Annotated in this window: 10 protein-coding genes; 1 reads left to right on the top strand and 9 read right to left on the bottom strand. The window is 37.5% G+C overall.

Annotated features, from left to right (window positions below; translation table 11 throughout):
- Positions 1-13: 13 nt before the first annotated feature.
- The 6 genes from acsn021_RS09150 to acsn021_RS09125 all read right to left on the bottom strand — a co-directional run bounded on the left by acsn021_RS09150 (position 14) and on the right by acsn021_RS09125 (position 9,322).
- On the bottom strand, positions 14-973 hold the full coding sequence (locus acsn021_RS09150; RefSeq protein ID WP_184091192.1) for a tRNA dihydrouridine synthase: 960 nt from the start codon (positions 971-973) through the stop codon (positions 14-16).
- Between the two features lie 111 nt (positions 974-1,084).
- Complete coding sequence (locus acsn021_RS09145; protein ID WP_243167788.1) at positions 1,085-3,718, bottom strand: exo-rhamnogalacturonan lyase family protein; 2,634 nt, start codon at positions 3,716-3,718, stop codon at positions 1,085-1,087.
- Between the two features lie 55 nt (positions 3,719-3,773).
- A complete protein-coding gene (locus acsn021_RS09140; RefSeq protein WP_243167789.1) occupies positions 3,774-4,490 on the bottom strand; it encodes a DUF1961 family protein in 717 nt (238 codons plus the stop codon).
- A 179-nt stretch (positions 4,491-4,669) separates the two neighbouring features.
- Entirely contained in the window at positions 4,670-5,818 is a 1,149-nt protein-coding gene (locus acsn021_RS09135) for a methyl-accepting chemotaxis protein (RefSeq protein WP_184091194.1), read from the bottom strand.
- Positions 5,819-6,037: 219 nt separating this feature from the next.
- Complete coding sequence (locus tag acsn021_RS09130; protein ID WP_184091196.1) at positions 6,038-7,201, bottom strand: DUF1266 domain-containing protein; 1,164 nt, start codon at positions 7,199-7,201, stop codon at positions 6,038-6,040.
- 207 nt (positions 7,202-7,408) lie between these two features.
- Positions 7,409-9,322: an oxidoreductase gene (locus tag acsn021_RS09125; RefSeq protein WP_184091198.1), complete on the bottom strand. Its 1,914-nt coding sequence runs from the start codon at positions 9,320-9,322 to the stop codon at positions 7,409-7,411.
- Positions 9,323-9,782: 460 nt separating this feature from the next.
- Between acsn021_RS09125 and acsn021_RS09120 the strand changes: the two genes are divergently transcribed.
- Complete coding sequence (locus acsn021_RS09120) at positions 9,783-10,355, top strand: TetR/AcrR family transcriptional regulator (RefSeq protein ID WP_184091200.1); 573 nt, start codon at positions 9,783-9,785, stop codon at positions 10,353-10,355.
- Between the two features lie 223 nt (positions 10,356-10,578).
- Here acsn021_RS09120 and acsn021_RS09115 read toward each other — a convergent pair whose 3' ends face one another.
- The 3 genes from acsn021_RS09115 to acsn021_RS09105 form a co-directional block, all read right to left on the bottom strand.
- Positions 10,579-11,892 (bottom strand): S8 family peptidase, encoded by a 1,314-nt coding sequence (locus acsn021_RS09115; RefSeq protein ID WP_197978603.1) that lies wholly within the window; start codon positions 11,890-11,892, stop codon positions 10,579-10,581.
- Between the two features lie 376 nt (positions 11,893-12,268).
- A complete protein-coding gene (locus acsn021_RS09110) occupies positions 12,269-13,312 on the bottom strand; it encodes a hypothetical protein (RefSeq protein WP_184091202.1) in 1,044 nt (347 codons plus the stop codon).
- 395 nt (positions 13,313-13,707) lie between these two features.
- On the bottom strand, positions 13,708-18,648 hold the full coding sequence (locus tag acsn021_RS09105) for an Ig-like domain-containing protein (protein WP_184091204.1): 4,941 nt from the start codon (positions 18,646-18,648) through the stop codon (positions 13,708-13,710).
- Positions 18,649-19,045 lie beyond the last annotated feature (397 nt).

Raw genomic sequence — 19,045 nt, 5'->3', positions numbered from 1 at the left:
TCATCGTTTTGTTTTACTTATATTTTGTAAAACCTGCACCAACCAAGATTTCCTGCTCCGAAAAAAGGCGTGTTACTACTTCCTCATAATCTCTTAGCTTCTCTGCTTTTCTAATTTTTTTCCCGTACTTTTTATAATCAGAAAATATGGTTATCATATAGTTCCAGAGTTCCTTCATTTTAAATAAAATATTCCGGTCTCCAAATAGTATTCCTTTATATTCCTCATAAATCTCATCATGAAACGCTTTTAAAACATCTTTTTGAAGTGTTACACCACTCTTTAGCTCTCCAATCAGTCCCGGATTCGCAATCAATCCTCTACCAAGCATAAGACAGTGAACCTCAGGAAAGTCAGCAGAAAAAACGTTACAATCCTTTACCGTAAACAGGTCTCCATTATAGCATACTGCATTTTTGCTAAGGTTAAGACCTTCTTTAAAGATAAGCAGATTCGGCGTATTATCATAAAAATCCTTCTGTATTCTGGGATGAATTATTAATTCCTCGATGGGATATTTATTAAAAATCTCTATAAGCTTGTAAAACTCCTCCGGATGTTCCTTGCCAAGTCTGGTTTTCACGGATATTTTGGTAACAGCAGCTGTAAAAATTTCTTCTAAGAAGTGGTCAAGTTCCGCTGTCTTTGCCAAAAATCCGGAACCTCTGCCCTTTGATACCACTGTACCAGAGGGGCAGCCCAGGTTTAAATTTATCTCCTGATACCCTAAATCCCGAATGTCCTTTGCGGTCTGAATAAAATCCGCTGCGTGACCCGCTAATATCTGAGGTATTAATACAACCCCTTGATTATTTTCCGGCAGTATATCTTTTAATTCCCGATTCTTAATTCCCTTCTGATTAGCAACGATAAACGGCGAAAAATATTTATCAATATGATGAAAGTGCTTTTTGTGAAGACGCCTGTATATATATCCAGTTGGACCTTCCATCGGTGCGAAGTAATATTTCATTGATTTAAAATCTCCTTACTACATATCTGATTGGACAATTGTCTATCTATCTAATAGATAATTCGCAACCTATTGTATCACAAAATCGTCAGTAATTATAGAAAGTATTTGTTATGCCTTTCTAAACCCTTCCGCAGACATATCTTCTACCAACTTATCCACTTCTTCCAGAGTTTTCGGAAGCTTTTCACGAATAAATGCAAGGACAACAATTACATTTAAACACCACTGGGCTACAAAATTAGTGGTAATCCATGGAATTTCAATCAAGGTTTTTTGATTTCCTTTATTTTCTATTTGTTGTTCCTTGAAGCCGTCGTGATTTCCTTCACTAATTAAAGTTTGGAGCAGTATTCTCCAGGTTCTTTCTGCCAAAGTATCATCCTTTAGATAGTTTGCACCGTATGCTCCCATGGCCGCCGCCATAAACGGCAAGCTGAATTCCCTTTTACCAATGATTCCGCCGGATTCCTTTATCTGTTCTTCCCTTGGCAGATAATAAAATCTTCCGTAATCTGCTATCATCTTTTTCCATTCTTCATCTTCTAATAAATCAGCCAGCTCCATAAAGACCTGAGGCGCACCCATACAGATTTGCAGATGGGTTCCTCCTGCCGCATTTTCACCGATATATCGAAGACGGACACTGGCAGGATCAAATTCAAAATCCGGACCGGATATGAGCTTAAGAGGTGCTTTTTTGATATCTTCAATACCGGTAGTAATCTTATCCCTGTATTTCTTATCATTAAAACGTTCCCATCTGGTCATCCAGTTTGCACACAGAGAGGACCAGTCCGGACCGCTTCTGGCATGACTTTTATAAACCATTTCTTCTTTCGCATAAAAATCCCCCAGAGGATCCTTATTTAGAAAGGTCATCTCGTTATCTTTTAATTCTTCAAAAATATCTTCAAACCGCCTGTCACCAGTGAGATAATAATAGAAACGGTGATGAGCTGCCATGGCAATGCGTGCTTCTTTACATGGGCAGCCCCAATGCCTAACATTGTGTCTGGAGCCTAAACCTTTATACTTACCCAAATGATATACATCTACCTCAGAAGCATGTCTTGACAGTTTTTCTGCCAAAGTAAAGATTTCCTCTCTGCCGGTTCTCATAAATGCATACCATAACCATAAAGTAGGGACAAGCTCTGTATTATCCCAAGCATATCCTCCCATATCATACCGCCATTGATGACGTTCTTTATCATAGGTATGCATAAAATCCCCGTAATTAAACATTCCATACCAGTTACGCTGTTTTACTTCCATGGCATAAAATGCCACAGCACGTTCCAGCTGTTCTTCCAACCAGTTCTCCGTCTGCGTATTGCGCGTCGGCAGGGACCAGTAGCCAAACGCTTTCATACGGTGGTAAAACTCTGGTGTACCAATGTATTGCACTGGTTGTTTTACATTTTGCGCAAACTGGGTGATTTCTTTATCTGAGGGTATCAATTTATCAGAAACCTTTACCGAACACTCACTGGTGCAGGCGATTCCGTAAGGTGTTGCACCTTTATAGTCATACCCTTCGTAGTACACCTGATTATAGCCTCTGTTAGCATAATGTCTAAAATCCATGGTCTCTGCTTTCGGCGACCAAAACCATATAGTAGCTTCACAAACATCGGTGTCCAAATTTTTAAACGTATACCCAGAAGGGTATTTTTCCCAGAAGTCACGAATTGAAAATAGCACTGAACCCTGTTCCGAGCCAAAGGCTGCTCCACCTTCTGTCCGATTTCCATGTAGACTGTCCAGGTAACAGCAATTTTCATCCTTAATCTTTTTTCGAATCAAATAATGACTGGCACTATCCTGACATAAGTCATATTCACTCCAGAAAGGCATTGCTTTCATTACTGTATCTACCAGTTTTTTATCTTCACCTTCCAGTACAAGGAGCTGTCCTTTTACTTGTCTCTTATAAATATCTTCCGGGATACGCGGTCTCCAGGTTAATAACTGCGCTAAACTTTCATGAAACACACCATTATCACCCATAAATCTTACATGGCGGTTATACAGTTCCCCCTTTAAAGGAGAGTGAAAACGAATTCCAAGTCCTTTTAAAAAGTCCTTTTCTTCGTCACCATCGTAATAAAAGGTATGTACAAAGTCTAACCGGGGACTATTTAAACCAATCTTCATCCGAATATGAAACGGTATCTTTTCTTCTCCTGTAACCAGTTCATGATGTCCGGTATATTTTAAGATAACCTGCAATTCTCCTTCTTCCTCAACCGTCACTTCGGTGATTCTAGGTGTATACTTTTTCTCTATTTTAACTGGATTACCCTCCCAAACTGACGGTTCTTCCAGCATTAATACAGGTGTTGCATCCGCTAAGTACGTTTTTCCTTCATAGGCTGCGGTCTGAAATAGCTCATTGCCTTTAAGAGCTAAAGTTACTACCATGCTTCCTGCTAATACCGTAAGTTTTTCTTCACTTCGTTTCAATTCTATCTTTTCTTTTTTCTCAGATTCACTCCCTATAAGAACCTCTATAGAATCTCCTAAACGGGCTGCATCTGCCGTATGAGAGGTCCATTTTACAGACCCGTCCGGCCAATATGCGGTAACACGGCTCTGCATAGGCACCTGCACTTTGGCTTCATTTTTCAAGATAAATCCCGTTTCCAAGGTGCAATGCCCCTTTTCCCACATACACCCCCAGGTAGTGTAACCAACTTTCTCTCTATTTCCAAGATTATGCAATAACATATTAATAGCCATGCCCTTTCTAATACCTGTAACCCTATGTCACAGGCACAAGTTTTCATGTTAAAATTTATACTGCTTCTATAGAATACTCATTTAGTTCAAATATTTTCAGATTCCTGTAGGCTGCTGTTAGAGGCGCTAATTGACGAAATCCAATTCTGCCTTCCGTTAATAGAGGCCCATACGTATCTCCGTCATCTTCATATGTAAATACTACTAATCCATTGATGGAAAAGGCTACGGTATTCTTATACTTTATAACCTCCATCTTATAAAAATCCACACAGTCCTTGGCAGACGGCAGAGGGTCCGCTCCCTGGGCTACCAGATGGAAACCGAAGCTTTTGCGAAGATTGCAGGTATGAAAGGCTCTTTCGTCCGGCTCTTTTCTACGAAAGTAAGAAATATGAAAGGCATTGATATCACCACTATGATATTGTGGATACTCACCTGTCCGCTTTGTAAGAGTTGTATCAAACAAATCCTTCCCTTCTTTTCCGCCTGCTCCAAAGAACAAAATACATAAACCAACATCGGTTACAGGACGAAACTCCCAAGTAATCTTAATATTCGCAGGAAAGATTTCAGGACACCATAGAACATAATTGGCCTTCTGACCTAATCCATTGTCCAAAGCATTTTTTAATATCATACATTGGTTATCAAAGCAAATCTTCGCCTGTCCTTCAAGGATAAAATTCTGAATATCCTCCTTTTCTTTCAGAGCATTTTCATACAGTAATGTTTCCTTAATAAACGGTATTGGTGCATTAAAAGGCTGCAAACAATCATCTCCCTATTCAAATTTTACCTTAATTTATTATTATACATCAATTTAAACCAAAAGTCTTATCTATAGTATCCATTTAATACCTTAATTCGCTCAAAATTACATAATCTATCAAACATAAGTCCCGGCAGTTGAAATTACCACCGGGACTTAATAAAGCTTTTTTGAATGATTTATAACTTATTAGCAATCTGGGATAATTCATCAGACAGAGCAGTGATTTCTTCCAGACTTGCAGTGATTTCTTCTGTTGCCGCCGCCTGTTCCTGGCTGGCGGTAAGGGAGATAATACTTTGGTTATTGGACTCTGATACATTGGTACGGATTTCGTTGGTTAATTTCTCAATTTCTGCAACTGTATTTTTCGATTTTTCAGACATTTGTCGAATCTCAGATGCCACCACACTGAACCCTTTTCCAGCTTCTCCTACTCTCGCGGCTTCTATTGCAGCATTCAGGCCGAGCATATTGGTCTGATTCGCAATACTTTTAATAAAGGTGCTTATTTTGTTAATTTCTTCTGTTGTTTCTGTTATTTTTTTAATATTATCATTTAATTGTTGTTGATTGCCATGAATGTCTGTAGCTGAGGCAGCTAATTCTTCAATGGTTGCTGCAATTTGAGTTAAACCATTTTTAAGACTGGATGCCATATCACGAAGAGACAATTCTATCGTTTTTGGACGGACAATATTTAGTGCTCCGATTACTTCGTTGGTGTCTTCATCATAAAAGGGTGAAACCAATATACGAAGAGGGGCTCCATATTCATAAGTGTCATAATCAACGCGCTGTATCTCACCCGTTTTTAATGCTGCCATAGCAGCCGGATCTATGGATATGTCTTTTCCGATGTATACATCCTTCAAATCAAAATTTTTGGAAGGCTGTCTTTGTGTTATTTTTTCGGTATCGGTTACAGAAAGAAACGCCCCCCCAGGAAACATTTCAGTTATAACCGGTGCAAAATCCTTAAAGCCACTGACTAAATGATGTTCTTTGGGCAGCACTATAGTAAAAGCTCCACTGACATTACCCTCTTCATTCGTAACCGGTATAGCAGTTACTTTTACCCTTGCACCATTTTCTTTAGATACAAAAGTACCGATGGTAGTTTTCTTTTCCTCAATTGCCTGATGGCTGATACTTGTCTTAGCAAGGGTTTCACCAACCTTAAACTCTTGTAATGAGAAGTCCTTTGAGGATGCTTCCCATACAATGGTATCGCTTTCCATAAGAAAGAAAATACAGCCGTTTGTTATAACATTTACTTGAATTTCGGCAAACTCTTTAATGTAGTCCAAACCTTTTTTTGAAATCATGTCCACTTATCTCCCTCTTAGTAGTCTTCTACTTCCTTACTGTGTAATATGTATTTCTTTTATTATACTTGAATTCATTACATTTTACTACATTTTTATATAAAATATTACATTTTTCCCATATTAATCCCTCTTGCCTAATATACCTGTTTGCTGTGTGTTACTGCTGCAAATAAAATATAATGTATTTTTCAGTCTATACTTTATATTTTGGTTTCTTCAACCTCTGATATTATTTAAGAAAGCAATCATATCACTTAAAATCTCTTGATAAGCCGAAATTTCCCGTTTCGAATTCAAAGATATATTTTCAACTCTTGGTGCATCGTCAATGAAAAGCATGTATGCAGATTCTACTTCTTTTAATGTAATATTACTTCTATTTAAAACCGCGAGTGGTGTATATACATACTTACCATTCTGTCTATCTTTTTTATTAAAAACTGTAATTAAATTTTTATTGGTTAATACAAAACTTATGTCTGACTTTTCCGGTTTTTGACTGGTGAACGCGTGTATGTAAACAATTTCTTCGTCTTCTTCCAGCTTAAGATTATTTTTTACATAATTGTAGGTGTTTTTATCCTTCTCATCCAGAGTATAAATATCAGATAATATAAATGGACGCCAGCCGTATACATCTTTGTAAACCTTCATTATATTTCTGGCTCTTTGGGGAACAGATATCAAGTTGTCAAGAACTTTCTGAAAGATACTATTAGAGCTTAAATGCAAATTCTCCTCACGACTAAATAAGCATTTTTTTAGAGGTGTATCCTTATCATTAAACAATAAATCAATCATCGTTACTATATTTATAATACTCGTATACTCTTTATCATCCGCACTGTGGATTGCTTTCAGCTCTATAAACTGAAGCTTACCTGAAAGAAAATCTGTGGCTACCTGCTCCCAGGAATTATAATTTTCCAAAAGTTTATTGCCTAATAACCCTATGTTTTCTTTGGCGGTCTGCGCATTGATATACTCTGCTGTATAAGCATTTTGGGTAACTCCTGCTATTCTTACCATATTCCATGCATGAGGGTCTGCCTCTGCGTAAAAATCCAAGAAAACTTCTTCATAACTCTCTTGATCGGTAATACCATAGGCAGATTCCAAAGCCTCTTTGATAGAACGTATATATTCCGCCTTATTTTTATCCCAGGATGCTTCAGTTCCCCCCATATACCGAAGATTAAAAAAATTATTTTTTATAAACTGCTCCCTGTTTTCACTGCACAGCTTTATATCAAGAAAAAGATCCGGTAATCCAAAAAAAGCGTTCGAGCAGACCGCTTTCATCTCCGCATCTCCTGTAAGAAAACAATTTTCAACAGTTCTAAACTCAATTTTTTTACTTTTAGAAAAAAAATTAAACATCCTTTCTACTCCTTCATCATTGGTTGATTTATACCCTTTAACTATCTTATAATCATGTTAAAACATTGTCAATGCGTATAGTTGTATTGGGTCCAAAGAACTAGACAAAATACGACAAAATTAATAGTTTTGTATTCATCCCAAAAAAAGGACTGTCACAACACTTTAAGTTGTAACACGTCCTTTCTCCATTTATAGATTCATAAATTACATAACACGAATCGCATGGTATCCTTCATGTACGGCATTTAATATTTTTCTTGGTGCTTCTGCATCACCTATTACAGTCAAATCTTTAACCTTATCTTCCAGTTCCGTTTCTAAAGTATTATTTGCCCTATATCCGGCAGCGAGTATAACCGTATCACAAGAAATCGTGTGCTCTTTACCGTCTTTTGTATAAACAACACTCTCAGGCGTTATTTTAGACACTTTGGCATTACCGACTACTCCTATCTTTCTTTCTTTAATCATGGTTCTTAATGCCTGATCATTATTTAAGCAATGATCTGCAATCGCTAAGATATCATCAAGCATTTCAACTATCGTTACTTCCTCGGCTGTTTCTTGCATATAGGCTGCCGTTTCGCAGCCAACCAGACCGCCGCCGATTACTACTACTTTTTTACCCGGTTTCTTTATCCCTAACAAGTATTCTCCTGAAACCCCGGCATTTTCTACACCAGCAATAGGAGGTACAAAAGGAAGGGAGCCTGCTGCTAAAATAACTTTATCATAATTTCCTGCAATTATTTCTTCTGCTGTTGCTTCTTTCGTTAGTTTAACCTTTACACCAAGCTTTACTACCTGTCGTTCCATATATGTAATTAATCTTAATACATCTTGTTTAAATGTTGGCAGACCCGCTGCCCACAGATTTCCACCAAGACGGGATGCCTTTTCCCAAAGTTCTACTGTACATCCTCTCTTTGCTGCCGCAATTGCAGCTGACATACCACCAGGTCCCCCACCGATAACCAATACGGATTTGTTGGTTTTGTCATTCTCAGGTAAAGGATAATCCTCTTCCGCATAACATAATGGATTTACGGCACAGTAATAGTGCTTTCCGGAGAAACCTGCTAACAGACATTCATTACAACCGATACATGGTACAATATCCATGGTATCTCCAGCTTTTACTTTGTTGGCCCAGGCAGGATCTGCTAACATTTGATGACCTAACACGATATAATCTGTTTTACCGTCTGTGACAGCTTTTTCTGCTTTTGCCGGGTCAAACATTTTGCCCTGTCCGAGTACCGGAATTGATACGGTTTTCTTTACCGCTTCTACCGCATCCATCTGATGTTCTTCTTTTTCATAAACAGTTGAAATGGCTTTATGCCATGCTTCATAGCATCCGCAATCTACATGGATAGCGTCGATTCCTGATTCCTCCAGTATTTTTGCCATTTCAATACCTTCTTCTAATTCCCGACCGCCCTCAACTCTTTGATCCGGTGTGAATTTAACAAGAATCGGGAACTTAGGACCAACGTTTTTACGAATTGCTTCTATACATTCCAGCGTAAATCTCATACGGTTTCTTAAAGAGCCGCCGTATTCGTCTGTACGCATATTCCATTGTCTTGAGTGAAACTGGTCTAATAGATAGCCGCCATAAGCATGCAATTCAACAGCATCTGCCCCTGCCATTTTGGCAAGACTTGCAGAATATCCTAATTTTTCCACTAAATCATGAATTTCTTCTACCGAAAATGGTTTGCATTTTAAACCAGGAAACCAGAAAGCATCACATGCACTGGCAGAATAAGGGGATGTAAAAGGGTCGGTAAACTGCTGGCGACCTAATCCCGGTGAAATCTGTACACAGACTTTGGTACCATAATGGTGCGCGCGTTCAATGAGCATATTTAAACGTTCTACATGATGGAAGTTACTAAGTTCTGTACAGGGACGTGCTTCGTATTTTGTTGTTACTACATTCGCACCCGTAATAATAAGGCCGGTGCCACCTTTTGCACGTTCCACAAAATAACGAATTCCTTCTGAGGTATAAGAACCATCGGATTCACCTGTCGTACCCATTGGACCCATAACAATACGGTTTTTTAGTTTCATACTGCCGATTTGTGTTTTTTCGAATAATTTTGCCATTCCTATTCTCCTTTTCTTTTGCCTGGATTTTGTTAAACCAATAACGAAATACCCGATATTAACAGTTTCCATACTGTATTTACAATACTTTTATACTGATAATATACATAATACCAATAAAAACCATCTTTACTTTAGTAAATATTTATATTACTACGGTAATATAATAACTCTTTTGTTATTAATTTGTCAATGTTGTTTTTGTTAATTTTTTATGGTTTATTGAAACAAACTTTATTTTTTACAGCAATATGCTCAAATAAATGTACGCAGATATCAAATGTGCTTCCAGTCACACCTTAGACTATTTTAAAAATACAGTTCTACAATATCAAAATATATGCTATAATCGTTTTCTGATAGAGCAAATACAAGCCCACGTTAAAAAGAGGTAAATTGAAATAAAAAGAAAGGATGCCAAGTATTGCAGCCAATCCAGCAATATCAAATAGGTGTAACCATGTCCGATAAATCAACTAGGGAATTTATTATAGAAACTGCGAATGAATTATTTTTAGAGAAAGGATATGCAAATGTAACGGTTGTAGATATATGCAATGCCTGCAACATTTCTAAAACGACTTTTTATTATCACTTACAATCCAAAGAAGATATTATATTGCACTTTTATGATTCTATTACGCATAACCTAAGTAAGCATCTTTTGTCCATTTTGTCTAAGGACAATTATTGGGATCAATTATTAATATGTTTTGAAAGCCTAATCAAAGAAGCCAGTAAGTTTGGGACAGATTTCTTAAGCCAAATGTTAATCAGCAATTTAAAGGAAGACTATGGCAGCTATGATTTTCGGGATGAATTGACGAATGTAGTTGTCATGATTATAAAAAAAGGGCAGGAAGCCGGACAAATCCGTAACAGGAATGATGCTCTGGCACTTTATAAAGCATCGGCTTATGTCTTTCTTGGTCACGAAGTTACCTGGTGTATTAAAAAGGGGAATTTTGAATGGCTGAAAGAGGTACGGACGGCTCTTGAAAATATTTTTGACATCGCCCCAGAATTACGGTAAGTATAGGTGCACAAAATATGCCAGCGGATTAAACCGCTGGCATATTGTAATTCCATATTATATTTATTGCATATCCCAGACTTAACTGCGATAGTGGAGGAACTCTCCGTTCTTTTTGCTATAACCATCTAAGGACTTTTCATAAAAATTAGTATGTAATTTAACCCCTTTTAAACCACTGCCTTTATGATAGTTTTACAGCAATGCCTTGGATTACCAAGTATTACTTTATTGAATTAAGGCTTTTTAAAACATTTAATCTTCCTCCGGTTACCGTTCTTCCGTTTAAGCTTGAAACTGCATCTACATTTGACAGAATTGCAGTTCTTAGCTGAGCAGTCGTCAGAGAAGGTTTATATGCTTTTAGAAGAGCTGCTGCTCCTGCAACTTGAGGAGTGGCCATGGATGTTCCACTCAATGTTGCATAACCTCCATTCATGTATGTGCTATAAATAGAATCTCCAGGAGCGCCCAAATCAACGCTGGTTTTGCCATAGTTACTAAAGCTTGCTCTTGCATCACTGCTAGTTGTTGCTGCTACGGCAATGATATTACTAGATGTGTAACTTGCCGGATAGGAAGCTCTGCTATCATTATTGGTTCCATTGTTTCCGGCTGCTGCTATAAACAGACCATTATAGGAATCAATTGCATCTTTCAGACTTTGGCTGTAGCCGCCACCACCCCAGCTGTTGTTGGTAATGGCAAATCCCATCTTTTTAGCATAGTTAATCGCAAGGATTGCATCGGATGTATAACCATCTCCGTTTGCATCAAGGAACTTTAAAGCTGCTATCTGTGTATTCCAAGCAACTCCAACAACCCCGACTCCATTGTTACCAACCGCACCTATAGTACCTGCTACATGAGTGCCATGACCATTATCATCCAGCGGTTTATTGTTGTTGTCTACAAAGTTCCAACCATAAACATCATCAATATAGCCATTACCATCATCATCAATTCCGTTATTAGGAATTTCACCGGGATTTATCCAAGCATTAGCTGCTAAGTCAGGATGTGTATATTGAACACCTGAATCAATTACTCCAACTACTGCATTTTTAGAACCTGTAAAGGTATCCCAAGCTGCCGGTGCACTTATCTTTGTTAAACCATAAAGTCTGGAATAACTTGGATCATTGGGAACTTTATCGGTAGCTTGTACCATATAATCTGGTTCTGCATAAGCTACTGCCGGATTCTTTTTTAAGGACTCAACGGCTTCCATTACACCCTCTGCACTTTGCTCCTTGACGGTATACAGAACTACCTCATAAGCACTATCCTCTGAGGATAACGTATTTTGAAACGTCAAACCTTCATCTGCAACTGCTACTTGATAATCATAACCTGACTTTAATGCTACAATAACCCTGTCCTTTGCATAAGGGCTTTCATAATTACTGTTATTGTAGGCCTCACTATATTCTGCATCTGCTGCAACTTTTTGATTAACCATATGTAAACCGCTAAAAATACTTAATGAAGCTAAACCAATTGCTGTTAAAACTCTTAAATTTTTTCTTCTAATCATACGAAAAACTCCCTTCTTAATTATTTATACTCTTTTGACTTGTTATTAATTACTTTAACTACTCCTGTCACAGCTGTGTAATTACATTGATTCAGTTAGCGCTTAACTGGAAGAACTCGTCTTCTGGCATTATTATAATGGCAATTTTTGTAAATGTCAACTATAATTGTATGTTTTTTTTAAATAAATATGCATTAATTTTGATTATTGTTAATTTTATATATTGTTTTGCAATAATTTAATTTTTTTTTATATATTTTCTATATATTGTCATTTCGTCAATAACCCCCATATCTTCTTATAGCAATTCTTTATACAACAAAAAAGCAGATGTACATTCAAGTATCTGCTTCTTTGCATCTATACTACTATATTTTTATATATATTGTGAGAGAATATCATACTCTCTTTTCTGCGTTTCTTCTAATAATTTTATAACTCGATCGAGTTCTCTGGGATTATTGTTAAATCGAAACTTTAATAATACATTCACCATATCTCGTGTTATGATTTCCATTTCCTCCGCTTTGCTTATATTTAAATCGTTATGAATAGTTATAAAGTAACCTTGTTCTTTTAAATATTTTAGCCGTAAAGCCATAAGTTTTTTGTGATCATAAAGCATATAAAAGGCTCTGGCATCAAAAGGTTCTTCCTTTTTCATTAAACGTACTGCATAATTTTTTAGTGTCTCATAAATTTGTGTACCAAATACAATTTCCTGCCGGTTACCATTATTGTATTGATCCCAATATTCTGGTACCTGACCGGACAAATACATACGAAAAGAATTCACTATATTCTGAATACTAAACTGATAGCCGCAGCCATTGTTAAATTTATACAAATATACTACTTGTCTCAGATAATCATTATTTACAGCTTGATGGTATTGTGAAAAGGCAAGGGTAAAATCTTCAAAGGAAATCATCTGGTGACTATACTTCCCCCCTTTGAAAAAATCAGAAACATATAATTCTTTCTTGTCTGTATCATAACCATAAATAAAAATATCATGGTTAGTGTTACTACGTTTGTATCTATCACTGACCGGAAGATAAGCGTAATTTATCATTGTATGTATATAATTCTCTGTATCAATACACTCCTTAACGAAATTAATAACACTATCCCATTTGGTTTCTACCAGATGTCTGTTTACCTTTTGTGTCTCAATCCAATTACAGGTTTCTGGAGTTCTTATTTCATAAGGCAGGGGAAAATAAAAATCCCCCCATTTATTAACATAATCCTTGTTAATAAATAAATGAATATAATTACTAAAAATCCATGGATATGCCTGTCTATAGTGCGTGAGCACTGATAATAAATGAGCATGGTGGGTATAAGTTGTTATCATAGGTTCACTAACCGGTAATATTTTTTGTACATTGGTGTGGCTTGTCTTCTTATAATCCATATACTGGCTCCTTTTATATTTTGAGCAAATCGTTACTGAATAGACATATTATAGTTATTAAAAACAGCATAAATCTTATGTTATTTTTTGTCAATTGCTTTTGTTGATTTTACCCATTTATATCCGTATAATTCCAGTTCAGTATCACTGCCTCACTTCATAGGAAAACATTCAACTGCTCCTGTGCTGGATAAGAGTTTTTTAAGGATGATCAATTCAAGAACAGAAAAAGCCCTATAACAATCCTTTGGGTATGGTTTTAAAACTGGTAACAGTCCTTTAACCATGCAGGATACATATAAGGCTTCTTCTATTATTCTTAAGGTTTTACATTCCTTGAGAATCTATACTAATTAATATATGGTATGAATAGGATTCATTATGAATCATTAACCCTACTTCTTTGTGCGAACTACCGTTATCTTTGCCTTAACCAAAGCAATATCGTCATTGCTTGACCGCAGCTTAATATACACATCTTCCGTTCCTTCTGATATACCATATACAATTGCTTTTGTTTTTCCATAATTTTTACTTACAACAGAGATATTCCTTTTGCTTGTCATCCAAACAATATCCTTGGCGGCATATCCGAATAGTTTTACTTCAAAAACTGCTTGCTTATTAACGGCTAGCTTTTCAACCGCTTTCACAAATGTAATACGGGCTTTTTCAACACTTACCTGATGTTTAAAAACCAAAGTAATATCATTTAACGTAAGTTTTACAGTAACAACTGTATTGCCGCTGCCAACTGCCGTAATCAGTCCGCTTTTTGAAACAGTTGCAACGGATTTATTACTTGAGGTATATACTGTCTTATATTCCACTAACTCCTTATCAATTGCTTCCTGCATACTTGCCGGAAGCTTAACAACCAGCTTTTTCGTTTTATCAGCTGTACCTCCGGCATAGAGTTTGCTTTTACCGGTTGTTCCGGCAGCCACCCCGCCTACAGTAATCTCATGAAGTGTTTCCTCATTAAGTATCAGCTTCTCACCCACCAATAGAATATAATCAGAAGCATGGTCAAACGTAAACTTAACAATTCCATTTGTCTCTATTTGAGAAGAAGATTGCAGTGTAAAGGTACCTGACTTTGGATTGTAATAATACATACCTGCAACCTTATGCTTTCCATCTGCCCGTAGGAGGGCTTCCTTTTCACCTTCTGCTAGCCTATTAAGATTAATAGTAAGCGTTGCTGTAAAACCAAAGTCGCCTTCGTGTATCAATGAAATCTGACGGCTGACCGGTTCATTCACTGCTTGAAGGAATTTCTTCCCTGCTTTTTCCGGAATATTGCCTTCGTTCCATTTTACACCCAAATCCGTTGTTTTTATGGCTTCTTTTGCAACATCCACGCCATTTATTGTCCATACCATACCATTATCAAGAATAAGATTCAATTGGACAGGCTTACCTTGCACTACTTCTAAGACTTCTTTAGGTATTATCGTATCCTTATTCATGTGAAAGGTAATATTGTATACTATCTCATCACCTTTGCTATCTGTGCTGCTTAATACATTACGTTCCTTTAACTTACCCTCTATATAAGTAATTGTCTCTTTCCATGCTGTATTTCCTTTTTCATCTTTTGGTAAAGTAAATTCTAATTCTTTACCGTTATCTAGTACAGGACTGATTTTTAAATCAGTATCATTACGATTCTCCGTAATATCATCCGGGGCAGAAGTAGGAGCTGGTGTCACGGCAGGCTCTTCCGGTATTACTATGCTTGCAGAAGGGGTTCCGCTCATTCTTGCTCCGGTATTAAGTGGTGCTTTATCCGTTAACGTTAACAGTCCGTTCATATTAATGGTACCATCGTCGTTTCTGGTTACCTGTATAGAAGTATCCATATTTACAAACCAATCCTCAGATACCCTATCGTTTACTGTATTTGTTGAAGCTGCTTTATTCGCCTCCCAGTAATAATTAGAGGTTCCGTAAATCTTTTCCAAATCCTGACTGCCTTTGGGTTTGATATTCTCATTTATTCCTTTGTCTTCTGTCCGATAAGACAAAATACCGTCAGCAAAGAAATCAGTGGTTACTGCATCTGTTGTATAAAATGCAACATTGTAAGATTCATTATTAAAGGTCGTACACTGATAAACCTGGATGTCTGGACAGCTATTGGAATCAATTCCTTTTGATTTATTATTATAAGAAACTGAATTGATTAATGTATGATAGCCTGTCACGCTACTGCCACCAAGTTTAAAACCATTTCCGTTTCCTGCATTCGTACCGTCCGGAAGATATCCATTCCCATATGCCACGCAGTTTTTAATCACTACCTTACCAATAGGTCCTGTCTCAACCTTAGCGAATAAATCCCAACCATCATCTGCATTATTGTAAGCAATACATCCATCAAAAACATTACCATCACCAATGGTTAATTTTGCAGCAAAACCATCTGCATCCTCATAACCTCTATCTGAATTTCCATAAGAGGTACAATTTAGGATTAAATTATTTGACGGCCAATCCTCATATAAATCGGTGCTTAGATATCTGCTGATTTGAAGACCTGTATTCCCGTTATAATAAGTATTCACGGAGTCAATGACACAGTTATCACCGGATAACTGTAACCCTTTTGCCGCATCTGCACTCTTTGTAACATCAAAGCCTTTAAAATACCAATAATCACCCGCAATTACCATACCTGCACTTGATGCGTTAAAATCAAATACCGGACGCTCTTTACTACGTTCATCGGCAATAAAATATATCATCTTTTCCGCAGTTCCGTTTATACCACGCTCCACCGTTATTGTTTTATAGAGATTATAGGTACCTCCCTTTACGAGAATAATCTGTCCCGGTTTTGCGTATTGTACTGCTGTGTATACATCCAGCGGGTCATTCTCAGCTCCTGTTCCTCTCGCTGTCCCCTCCGGCGATACATGTAATACATTACGATTGTAGTTATTATAGATAACACTATGGTCAAAACTTACCGTATCATAAGAGGAGAGCTTTTCATATTTACTTGGACTATAATCCTCATTTGGCGTAAAAATAAGTTTAAATGTGTTCGTTCCTTTTAGTAACGTAACCGTATGCTTACGATACGTACCTGCCGTAACCGGTTGTTCTGTTACAATATCTCTGTTATTAGAATCTTTAATACTTAAGACACCGTCCGCATTCGCTATAAACGTCAGTTCATACTCCTCAACAGCGGAAGTTTTAGCAGAAATCACCCGGTAAGAAGGCGTTACATATGTAATCTCCTGCTCTTCTGCCGGTGGATCAGTCGCTGGATCAGTGGTCACTAAAGCAATGTCTGTTACTGTAATCTTAGCATTTCTTGATGCAAAGAAACCTACATACATATTTTCACGGTCGATTTGGGTTAATACATTGCGTTCAAGGTCATAGAAAAGTTTACTTACCGTTTTTCCTTCCTCGTCCGTATAACTTAAACGGTAGCCGGTATTGTCCCTTTGTAAGGTGAATACGAAGGTTGTCTTTAATTCTGATTCATCCACTGTACCTGTAGGAGGCTGTGCATTGTTATAATTACCGATAATATTGTAAGTACCTGCACCCTTTAAGCCACAGGAGGTATCAAGCGTTGCTATCGTAGACCTGAATAAATCATTAATATTAGTTACTATGGTACCATCCGCAATATTTTCAGCCGTAACCCCTCTCTTTTCCTGTGCACCAATTCCTTGTTTCATTACAATTTTACTGCCGGAATCCGATACATCCTGTTTATTAGTATCCCAAAAATACTCAACTTTCATAGCACCAAGCATATAGGAATTATTCCAAAATGCTGAACTGTCACCATTTTGACCTACCGCATCTGCCGCCATAATTCCAAAGCCCTCCTGACCATTGGAAAAGGTCCAGGAATCTACAGTAACCTTACCAGACAGAATAAAATTCTCGGTCTCCGGGTTAATAGTTGTGTAATAATAAGCAAGACCATCCGTAGACGGAGGCTGTAACTTACCCTTACCATTCTCACTGGCAACTGTAACAGAGCCTGCCTCTTCATTTTTACTATAGTAGTTATTATCCGTATTAACCCCTGGCCCAAAGGCAGAAAAATACCAGGCTCTTTCTTCCTTTTCTGTAATCTTTAATGTAATCTCCCCCGATTCAGATACGTCCTTTCCTCTGGCTGCTTTTACTGAAAATATATAGGTACTTCCAATCGCTAAACCATTTACAACAGCTTCGGTACCCTGAACGGTTGGCCCTGCTATAAATTCAGTGGTTCCTTCCTCTTTGTAAGAAACAACGTAATCCTCAGCCTCTGCTACTGCATCCCAACGAATAACCACACTTCCGTTTCCCGCATTATTAGCACCTTTAATGGAAGGTGCTGATAAGGGAAGCACAAAGGTGAATTCTTCTGAAACACTGCTTTCCTTAACAGTAGTTTCCTCTGTTCTCTCTGCTATAACCTTAAAACAGTATGCTCCACTTCTATCCGGCAAAAACTCTGCCGTTCTATTCGTCCTAGAGGAATCCTTCCCAACTAGTACGCTGTCAATTATATTACCACTTTTGTCCATTCGAACCACGGTCGCCTTATCAGCACCATCTTTACCGGTTACTAATTCAAAACGAACAAGTATTTTACCTTCACTTTGGGTTATATCGCTGATAACCGGTGCTGCAACCGTATTCCAGTCTGCCCTTTCCTCGACTTCACCACCACCGTCAGCCGTTACCCTGATACCATATACATTCACTCCACTTGACGGCGAAGCAATATAATAATCTCCCGTATTGTTAACAGTAATTGTAGCGGCAGTCAAAGTAGTACTATATGCCGGAACAGAGCCCACCATCGTTCCGTCTATGTTGTATAAATCTAAACTGCGGTCAGCAGTACTTGAACCACTCAATGCATAAATGGTAATTGCTGCTCCTGATACTGTACTAAAATGAATCGAACGATTCTCTTTATCACCTGTTCCATTCAGCTTAAGTCTCTTTGCAAAGCTTGTTCCGTCATCTGCTGTTTTAGAGTTTGTATCCACTGCGACTTTTTTATTACCAGAAGCTTTTATAGTAAAACCACCTACTTCAAAGCTGGTATCATATTCTTTTGCCTCTAGATTATCTGCAAGTAACAGCATAGCAACGGAGGCTGATTCGGAGGATATCATTGACACCGCTTCCTCTCTCATATCCTCTAACCCTTCTCCGCTTTGCAATTCATTTGTCACCTCGATAGCCTCACCCACCTCAACTGTATCTGCTTTTGCACGCTGCGGCAACATTGTTAACACCATTGCCAGGCAAAGAAGCATAGCCATAAACCGCCTTTTTTGTCCCCTAAAGATTTGTAACATTATCCATCCTCCTTATTATGTAAGTGCTTTCAGATAAGTTGCAATAATTTTTCTATTGCTTATTTAAAATATTGCAGTTCTTCTTACTGATAGCCCAGAAACCCACACTCCTCATATTTTCTTCAGTTTTTTGAAAGTGCTTTCATTGTTTCCTATAAATAATTTAACATATGTTACCATGTACTTCAACCGCAAACCCTCCTTTTACATGTAAAAGATTAGCATCGATTTTTGGTTAAATCGCCCAATCAACCTATAATTTCATAAAAGTGCATACAGACTAAGAATATTTACCAATAAGCTAGAATTACACTCCCCATATCATGAAAAGTGGAAAGTACCTTACTAAGACCTAGTCAGGTACCTCCCGCTTAATGCTTGTATGGTTGTGTAATAT

The sequence above is a fragment of the Anaerocolumna cellulosilytica genome (assembly GCF_014218335.1).
GTDB classification, from domain to species: domain Bacteria; phylum Bacillota; class Clostridia; order Lachnospirales; family Lachnospiraceae; genus Anaerocolumna; species Anaerocolumna cellulosilytica.
This window is presented reverse-complemented; position numbering and strand designations above follow the sequence as displayed.

Excerpts from the sequence above, each read along its gene's own strand:
- acsn021_RS09115 (WP_197978603.1), bottom strand. The coding sequence starts at position 11,892 with ATGATTAGAAGAAAAAATTTAAGAGTTTTAACAGCAATTGGTTTAGCT.
- acsn021_RS09135 (WP_184091194.1), bottom strand. The coding sequence starts at position 5,818 with ATGATTTCAAAAAAAGGTTTGGACTACATTAAAGAGTTTGCCGAAATT.
- acsn021_RS09110 (WP_184091202.1), bottom strand. The coding sequence starts at position 13,312 with ATGGATTATAAGAAGACAAGCCACACCAATGTACAAAAAATATTACCG.
- acsn021_RS09145 (WP_243167788.1), bottom strand. The coding sequence starts at position 3,718 with ATGGCTATTAATATGTTATTGCATAATCTTGGAAATAGAGAGAAAGTT.
- acsn021_RS09150 (WP_184091192.1), bottom strand. The coding sequence starts at position 973 with ATGAAATATTACTTCGCACCGATGGAAGGTCCAACTGGATATATATAC.
- acsn021_RS09120 (WP_184091200.1), top strand. The coding sequence starts at position 9,783 with ATGTCCGATAAATCAACTAGGGAATTTATTATAGAAACTGCGAATGAA.
- acsn021_RS09125 (WP_184091198.1), bottom strand. The coding sequence starts at position 9,322 with ATGGCAAAATTATTCGAAAAAACACAAATCGGCAGTATGAAACTAAAA.
- acsn021_RS09130 (WP_184091196.1), bottom strand. The coding sequence starts at position 7,201 with ATGTTTAATTTTTTTTCTAAAAGTAAAAAAATTGAGTTTAGAACTGTT.
- acsn021_RS09105 (WP_184091204.1), bottom strand. The coding sequence starts at position 18,648 with ATGTTACAAATCTTTAGGGGACAAAAAAGGCGGTTTATGGCTATGCTT.